Source organism: Mycobacterium sp. 29Ha (assembly GCF_032883055.1).
In the GTDB taxonomy this organism is placed as follows: Bacteria; Actinomycetota; Actinomycetes; order Mycobacteriales; family Mycobacteriaceae; genus Mycobacterium; species Mycobacterium gallinarum.
Genome location: NZ_JAMQTI010000042.1, coordinates 25,846 through 33,207 on the forward strand (window position 1 = coordinate 25,846; position 7,362 = coordinate 33,207).

Annotated in this window: 11 protein-coding genes; 3 read left to right on the top strand and 8 right to left on the bottom strand. The window is 66.3% G+C overall.

All coding sequences use genetic code 11. From position 1 onward, the window contains the following. Window positions 1–7: 7 nt before the first annotated feature. Genes M1248_RS32030 through M1248_RS32050 form a run of 5 tightly spaced genes read right to left on the bottom strand, consistent with a single transcriptional unit; the run spans window position 8 to window position 3,075 of the window. Window positions 8–682, bottom strand: coding sequence for a sterol desaturase family protein (locus M1248_RS32030; protein WP_317150770.1), 675 nt, complete (start codon window positions 680–682; stop codon window positions 8–10). Then, entirely contained in the window at window positions 679–1,401 is a 723-nt protein-coding gene (locus tag M1248_RS32035) for a FadR/GntR family transcriptional regulator (RefSeq protein ID WP_317150771.1), read from the bottom strand. Before M1248_RS32035 ends, M1248_RS32030 begins: the two co-directional genes overlap by 4 nt. Window positions 1,402–1,453: 52 nt before the next feature. Next, window positions 1,454–1,828 carry a nuclear transport factor 2 family protein gene (locus M1248_RS32040; protein WP_317150776.1) on the bottom strand — a complete coding sequence of 125 codons (375 nt, stop codon included), beginning with the start codon at window positions 1,826–1,828 and terminating at the stop codon, window positions 1,454–1,456. 5 nt (window positions 1,829–1,833) lie between these two features. Continuing rightward, complete coding sequence (locus M1248_RS32045; protein WP_163728236.1) at window positions 1,834–2,256, bottom strand: lipoprotein LpqH; 423 nt, start codon at window positions 2,254–2,256, stop codon at window positions 1,834–1,836. Window positions 2,257–2,298: 42 nt separating this feature from the next. Next, window positions 2,299–3,075 carry a helix-turn-helix transcriptional regulator gene (locus M1248_RS32050; RefSeq protein WP_317150772.1) on the bottom strand — a complete coding sequence of 259 codons (777 nt, stop codon included), beginning with the start codon at window positions 3,073–3,075 and terminating at the stop codon, window positions 2,299–2,301. Window positions 3,076–3,186: 111 nt separating this feature from the next. Between M1248_RS32050 and M1248_RS32055 the strand changes: the two genes are divergently transcribed. Beyond that, window positions 3,187–3,486: a hypothetical protein gene (locus M1248_RS32055; protein ID WP_163728231.1), complete on the top strand. Its 300-nt coding sequence runs from the start codon at window positions 3,187–3,189 to the stop codon at window positions 3,484–3,486. On the opposite strand, the gene M1248_RS32060 is transcribed toward M1248_RS32055, so the two are convergent. Then, the gene (locus tag M1248_RS32060) at window positions 3,479–4,723 is read right to left on the bottom strand and encodes a cytochrome P450 (RefSeq protein ID WP_163737155.1); all 1,245 of its coding nucleotides are present in this window, start codon (window positions 4,721–4,723) and stop codon (window positions 3,479–3,481) included. The two genes, M1248_RS32055 and M1248_RS32060, sit on opposite strands and share 8 nt — an antisense overlap. Window positions 4,724–4,954: 231 nt before the next feature. Here M1248_RS32060 and M1248_RS32065 point away from each other — a divergent pair, with 231 nt between their 5' ends. Beyond that, entirely contained in the window at window positions 4,955–5,578 is a 624-nt protein-coding gene (locus M1248_RS32065) for a hypothetical protein (RefSeq protein ID WP_410506773.1), read from the top strand. Window positions 5,579–5,581: 3 nt separating this feature from the next. Here the strand turns inward: M1248_RS32065 and M1248_RS32070 are convergent, their stop codons facing one another. Both M1248_RS32070 and M1248_RS32075 read right to left on the bottom strand, forming a co-directional pair. Then, a complete protein-coding gene (locus M1248_RS32070; protein WP_317150773.1) occupies window positions 5,582–6,073 on the bottom strand; it encodes a hypothetical protein in 492 nt (163 codons plus the stop codon). Next, entirely contained in the window at window positions 6,070–6,699 is a 630-nt protein-coding gene (locus M1248_RS32075; RefSeq protein WP_317150774.1) for a DUF2867 domain-containing protein, read from the bottom strand. Before M1248_RS32075 ends, M1248_RS32070 begins: the two co-directional genes overlap by 4 nt. 60 nt (window positions 6,700–6,759) lie before the next feature. Between M1248_RS32075 and M1248_RS32080 the strand changes: the two genes are divergently transcribed. After that, window positions 6,760–7,311 carry a helix-turn-helix domain-containing protein gene (locus tag M1248_RS32080; protein ID WP_317150778.1) on the top strand — a complete coding sequence of 184 codons (552 nt, stop codon included), beginning with the start codon at window positions 6,760–6,762 and terminating at the stop codon, window positions 7,309–7,311. Window positions 7,312–7,362: the final 51 nt, after the last annotated feature.

Consider the following 7,362-nt stretch of genomic DNA (forward strand, 5'->3'; position numbering starts at 1 on the left):
CGTTTCGCTACGCCGCTACGTCGGCGTGCAGGTTCTTCACCGTCGGTGAGTTCTCCACCGCTGCCGGGTCCGGGTTCGTCTGCAGCACGCGGTCTGCGGTGCCGGAACTGGTGACCGTGAACCAATAGTGCTCGTTCTTGTAGTGGTGATTGCGATGATTGCGCCAAATCGACCGATAGACAGCGGTTTTGGGCTTGTAGTCGGTATGGATCAGGTAATGGGTCCACTCGTAAACCAGGCCGGCCACTGCGATGCACACCAGGAATGTCAAACCCATCCCGAGCCGGGGGAACGCCAGCAGAGCAGTTCCGATTGCGAGCGGAAGTACCCATGTCGCAAGTGATTTCCAGGGGATGAAGATCAGGGGGAGGCTGCGCGGATCCACGTGGTGGGCGCGGTGCTCCCTGGACAGCAGCGGGTCGATCGTCAGCCGGCCCACCCGTTTCGGGCGCCAGTGCAGGATGAACACGTGGATCATCCACTCGAAGAATGGGAACACCGCCACGATCGCCAGGGGTACGACCGCGTCAGTGAGCTGCCAGTCGCCGACGATGACCCGCGCGGCCACCGCGACGACGAGCACGGCGCCGATCATCCAGGGGGAGGGGTACTTGACGAACTGTCGGGCGGCGTCGCGAAGCGTCATCTTCTTGCGTGCGGTACGTGCGGCGGCGGTGGTCATGATTGGTCCTTGAGGTCATCGAGGGCGGACAGGAGCGAGGTCGTCGCGGGTTCGAGTAGGTCGTGTGCGGCTTGTCTGGCCCGCGCAGAATCGCCGGCGGCGATCGCATCGGCCAATTCGCGATAGGCCTGCGGACGGCCCACCTCGTCGGCCATGACCGCGGCAAGGGCAGGTAGCGCGGGCTCGTAGGTCGCGCGAAGCGTGTTGTACATCAACCGGAGTGCGATCGAGTCCGCGCCGTCGACGATGTGATCCCAGAACGTCAGCGCGCACCGTTGCCGCTCGACGGGGTCGGTCTCGGCGGCCAGGGCAAGCAACGCCTCATCGAGTATTCCGGCGAGTTCGGGAGTACGCCGCTGGGCGGCGAGTTCGGCGACCTTGGGTCCGTTGTGCAAGCGGGTCTCCAGAATGCTGCGCACGACGGACACATCGAGTTCGCCCGCACGGATGAGCAGGCGGGGCAGCAGGTCGAGGCCGGCGTGGCGACGGAAATCGCGCACCGTGGCGGCGTCGCCCTGACGCACCTCGATCAGACCTGCTGCGGTGAGCCGCTTGAGCGCCTCGCGCACCGCGGGCCGCGAAACCCCGAGCACCTCGGCGAGCCTGCGCTCACTGGGCAGCGATTCCCCGGGCTGCATTTCGCCGCTGAGCACCTCGGCGACGATCTGTTCGAACACGTCCTCGGGCACCGAGCGGCGGTTCACCGGTTGAAGGGCCATACCGCCACAGTGCCAGGCAAGTGGCCAGAGGTCAAGTGGTCAGACCAGTGACCTATCCGGCGGCGAGTCGCGCCTTCATCGCCTCGGCGAGCGCGAGCGTCGCTTGCAAGGGCCGCACCATGACGGTGAACTCGTCGATCGCACCGTCGGCGTCGACGTGGATGAAGTCGCAGCCTTGCACCTGTTTGTCGCCAACCCTGGCCTCGAACACCAGAGCATGGTCGGCCGCACCGTCGGCACCGATCTCACGGGTGTAGCGGAAATCCTCGAAAACGTCGATGACCGCGGCGAGGATCTGCCTCAGGGCCTCCCGCCCTTCGTATGGGGTGAAGACGACAGGGCTACGAAAGACCACGTCCTCGCGAACCAACGCGACGGCAGCGTCGAGATCTCTGGCTTCGATGGCCGCGCGGAAGGGGTGTACCACCACGTTCAGCAGCTGGCTTCGATACGGAACGTCGCCGTCACAGCGTTGCTCGGGTTGTCCTTGAACGAACCGTCGGCCTCGCCGGTGATCGTGAATTTTCCGCCCTGGCCGGTCACCTCGGCTTTGCCGACACGGCCGTCCCAGAACGTGCCGGTGAACCCGCCGAGATCGCGGAAATCGACGGATTGGACCGTGACGTCGCCGCCCTCGCTGTTCAGGAACGCCGTCAGTTTCGTCGGCTCACCGGGGGTCTTGATGTTCCACATCCACCCAGTCTGGGTGCACACCACCGCTTGCGCGTCGGCGGCGTTCTTGCCGTCGATGGTCACCTTCGCGGTGGTGCCGCCGAGCGCGGTCGGCGGCGCTGAGCACCCTGCTGCTGCGGCTGCGAGCACAACGGCGACCGTCGCGACAAGTCGATTGTCCATGTCGGATGACTCTATTGCGGTTGACGGTCCGCCATGTGCATTTCACCTCAGCGCGGCGGCGGTCGCCTCGTCGGCGGGCAGAAACGCCTCGATGGACAGTTCGGCTGCCGTCAGGTCGAGCGCCGTGCCGAATGTCGTCACCGTGGACAGGAAGGTGAGCAGCTGCCCCTGCGGAGTGTAGAGCTCCAACGGCACCGCGACACCGCCGAGATCGCGAGTTGTGTCGGATCCGCCTGGAAAGGCCTCGATTTCGGCCAGCAGCGCTGACAGGTCGCTCGACCCACTCACCGCGGCCTCGCGGCGAAGCCGCTCGATGACGTGGTGGCGCCACTGCGCGAGGTTGCGGATGCGCGGTGCGAGCCCGTCGGGATGCAGCGAGATGCGAAGCGCGTTCGGCTGCTCGAGCAGACTCGGCGCCACGCCCTCGAGCAGCAGACCGGCACCCGCGTTCGCATGGACGATCTGCCAACCCCGGTCAACGACGACGCAGGGAAATGGGTCGTATGCGCTGAGCACCCGTTCGACGCCGTCGCGGACGGCGGCCATGTCCGGATCGTGCAGGGATCGCTCGCTGTAGACCGGGGCGAGTCCGGCGGCCATCAACAACTGGTTCTGTTCGCGAAGCGGAACGTCGAGCACCTCGGCGAGGCGCAACACCATCGCCCGGCTCGGACTCGAGCGACCGGTCTCGATGAAGCTGACGTGGCGCGCGGACACGTCCGCCTCGATCGCCAGGTCGAGCTGGCTCAGCCGCCGGCGCAGCCGCCAATCGCGCATCATCGTGCCGAACGGCGGCGTGTGCACAGCGGCGGTCGTCATCGGCCCAGTGTCGCGCACCGACGCACCCATGGCGATTACTCGTCAGGTAATTGCGCCGCTTACCCGGGTCGGGGAGTGTCAATGGTGACAGTCGAGCAGAGGAGAACGATCATGCGGACCGCACCGTCCGTCGACCGCCCGATCCCGAGGTGGCTGCACGTCGTGCTGATCTCCGATCGGGCCGGTTCGTCGTGGTACATCGGCACCGGGTTCTTCTTCGCCCCACTGCTGGTGCTGCTTTCACCATGGCCGACGGTCACCGCGATCGCGTGGGTCGTCATCGCGCTGGCAGGTCTGTGGCTGGGCCTGCTCGGTATCGCCATGGCGGCCGGACTTGCCATCGCCATGCGGTCGAACGTCGAGATCCCCGAGGACTATTGGCGTTCGCTGGTCGACTATCCGGTCAGGTAGCCCCCGCGCCGGTGTAGTCGACCTGCCAATGCTTGATGCCGTTGAGCCAGCCGGACCGTAGTCGTTCGGGCGCCGAAATCGGTCTGAGGTTCGGCATTTCGTCGGCGATGGCGTTGAAGATCAGGTCGATGGTCATCCGGGCCAGGTTCGCGCCGACGCAGTAGTGGGCGCCGGTGCCGCCGAAGCCGACGTGCGGGTTGGGATCTCGCAGGATGTTGAAGGAGTAGGGGTCCTCGAACACTTCCTCGTCGAAGTTGGCCGATCGGTAGAACATCACCACCCGGTCGTCCTTCTTGATCTCGACGCCGCCCAGCTCGGTGTCCTCGAGCGCGGTGCGCTGGAAGGAGGTGACCGGCGTCGCCCAGCGGACGATCTCGTCGGCCGCCGTCGAGGGCCGTTCCCGCTTGAAAAGCTCCCACTGGTCCGGGAATTCGGTGAACGCCATCATGCCCTGGGTTATCGAGTTGCGGGTGGTCTCGTTGCCAGCCACCGCCAACAGGATCACGAAGAAGCCGAACTCGTCGTCGGTGAGCTTGTGGCCTTCGACGTCGGCCTGCACCAACTTGGTGACGAGGTCGTCACCGGGGTTCTTGCTACGCTCGGCCGCCATCTGCATGCCGTACATGATCAGTTCGACCGATGCGGCCGTCGGGTCGTTTCTGGTGTATTCGGGATCCTGGTCGCCGACCATCTGGTTGGACCAGTCGAACAGCTTCATGCGGTCTTCCTGGGGGACGCCCATCAGGCCGGCGATCGCCTGCAGTGGAAGTTCGCACGACACCTGCTCGACGAAATCGCCGGATCCCTCGGCCGCGGCCCGCTTGGCGATGTCGTGCGCCCGCACACGCAGCTCGTCGCGCAGCGACTCGATGGCCCGCGGAGTGAAAGCCCGCGAGATGATCTTGCGCAAGTGGGTGTGATGCGGCGCGTCCTGATTGAGCAGCACGACCTTGCCGGCTTCCAACGACGCCGGATCGGCCTCGTCGCGGTACCGGGGCAGGGCGGTCTTCTTGTTGGAGGAGAAGACGTCGCTGCGCCGCGACACCTCCTTGACGTCCTTGTGCTTGGTCACCACCCAGAACCCGTCGTCGCCGAACGCGAGGTTGCCCCGTTCCTGCTTCTGCCACCAGATCGGGGCCACCTTCCGCATGTGGGCGAGCTCGTCGACCGGCAGCCTCTCCGCGTAGATGTCGGGATCGGTGAAGTCGAATCCGGGCGGAAGGTTCGGAGATGGCATCAGGAAATCCTCAGCGTTGCTCATATGACGTTGTCTAGGCCGGCAATCCATTGCTACACCACAGTTGGGGCCCGCTGCGGCCGGTTACAGATACTCCGAAGTAGAACGTGTTCCCACAGCCCGCCGATTCTTGACCGGTTGTTCACTCGGGACCCAGGTGTAACAATTTTGACGGTCAAACTGAAGCATTCGTTAGACGGGATTCGGTCCATCTTGCGGAAGGGGGCTCCGGTGCGAATCGACATCGAGGTGAGGGCCGCGACAGTGGCCGTCGCGGGCGTGGGAACGCTCGCTGCGCTGCTGGGAGGAGCGACGACGGCGCAAGCCGACCCCGGCGTTCCCGTCCCGCCTCCCGCGCCCCCCGCAGTCGTCGGACCCGTTGTGCCGGGTCCTGTGCCTGCGTCGCCGCCGGCTCAGCCTGTCGCTGCGCCGGCGCCCCTCGTGCCGGCGGCTGCCCCCGCTCCTGCTGCACCCGGGATCGAAGCCGCGCCGGCCGCCGCTCCCGTCCCGGGCGATGCCGCACCGCCCGCGGAGGTCCCGCACCTGGCGAGCCCCGAGAATCTGCCGCCGGGCACCAGCATGGCTCCACAACCCAGCACCGGCGGTTCGTACCTCCGCGACCTCTGGCACGCCGTTCAGACGCAGGAGGTGAGTGGTAAGGACGCTCTGCTCCTGCTGACGCAGCGGCCGATGAATGCCAACGCCACCCCGCCGCCGGGACTCTCGGCGAATCCGGCGCAGCAGATGCCCGCGGCACCGCCGCCGGCTCCTGGTGATCCACCGCCGCCGGTTACGGCTCCCGCGCCTCCCGCTGCGCCTGCGCCCGCACCGGCGCCTGCGCCGCCGACTCCGTAGCGGTCAGGATCGAACGTCGCTGCCGACCCGTGCCAGCAGTTCCTGCACCATCCGGACGTGAGTGGGCACCACGGGCGCCCAGAGCGCGCGGACCAACGCATTCTCGTGGCGCACGAAGGTGGCAAATAGCAACCGGTCGGTCGCACGCCTCAAGAGCAATTCCGCGGGCATGCCGAGTCGTGACTCAGCTCCCAGCAATACGAAATCCGGGTCTGCCGTGCGGATCTGCCAGCCGAGCACCGACCGGTCTGCTTTCGACAGGCTCACCCTGAGGCCGAGTGCAGACCAGCCGGACAGCAGCTGAAGCCGCACCGCTGCGGGCGCGCCTTCCAGGATCGTGCGCATCCACTGCTCGGCGGATAGAGCGGACGGCTCGCAAACGTCGACGACGAATGCATCTTCATAGTCGACGCGGCCGAGCGTGCTCGCCGATCGGGTGCCGGGAGGCGGCGTGATCTGGCGGGCGACGGTTTGGGTGGTCGCACCGCGCTTCATCGAAGTCCCCGTTGAGAAGGAGCGGACCCGCTGCGGCGCTCCCGCCAGGCTCGACCTATGTCGCGCATCATCAGCGGGTAGACGATCAGGTGGCGAAACGGAGCAATCGCCGCCATATACGCGACACCGAGTGCGCCATTGGGTCGGACCAGAACCGCCATCTGTCCGCGAAATTGTCGCGAGCCTCCGGCCGCGTCGGGCACCCACCCGACATGCAGGACACCGTGCACCGTCCGGTTCGCGATCTCCATCGCGAACTCATCGTCGGTCAGGTACAGCGGGCTGAATGGAGACCCGTCTCTCGCGAGATCGGTTGGGGCGTGGCGCAAGTCGTCTGAAAGCCGGTCCCGCAGCGTCTCGACGCGGGCGCCCAGACCCGCGTCGGTCCGGTCGAGGCCGAGTACCCGGCCGAGGGCCCACCGAGCGGCGAACAGGGCCCGCACGACGGGAGAGGACTTTCCCGGATCGAACGTCGACCATAGGTCGACCAGTTGTCTGAAGTCGCCTTCACCACCGGGTGTGGGCAATGCCCACACATCGAGAACTTGAAAATCCTTGGCGAGATCGTGGATTCGCCACGGCCGCTGCGTGTGTTCGCTCTTGTCGAGTATCGCGGAACCAAGCATACAGTACTGTATGCTTGGTTGACCGCGGTGGTCAAGCCCCGTCGACTCAGCTGGAGGATCATGGTCGCCCAGACCCGCACGCCCCGTGGCACGTGGGTCGACGCCGGGCTGGAAGCGCTCGCGGCGGGCGGAGCGGATGCGGTGCGAGTAGACCTTCTCGCGAAATCGCTGCAAGTCACCCGTGGCGGCTTCTACCACCACTTCGACAGCAGGGGAGCCTTTCTCGAGGCGCTGCTGGAAGAGTGGGAGCGCCGCAGCACCGACGAGGTTCTCGACCGGGTGGAGGCCGAAGGTGGAGATGCGCGGGACAAGGTGCGCAGGGCGGGCATGCTCACCTTCTCCAAGAAGCTGCTGCCGATTGACCTCGCGGTGCGCGACTGGGCGCGCCGCGACAAGTCGGTCGCCAAACGTCTGCGGCGCGTCGACAACCGGCGAATGGAGTACCTGCGCGCGCTGATCGGCACCTTCAGCGACGATGCCGACGATGTCGAGGCGCGCGCCATGCTCGCCTTCTCCCTGGCGATCGCCAACCACTTCATCGCAGCCGACCACGGGACAAGCAGTCGGCGCCACGTTCTTGAACGAGCTACGGAGCGTCTGCTGTCGGACTAGGTGTACTGCCCAGGCAGGTTGGTCAACCGCGTTATAGGCGGGACCTTCCCG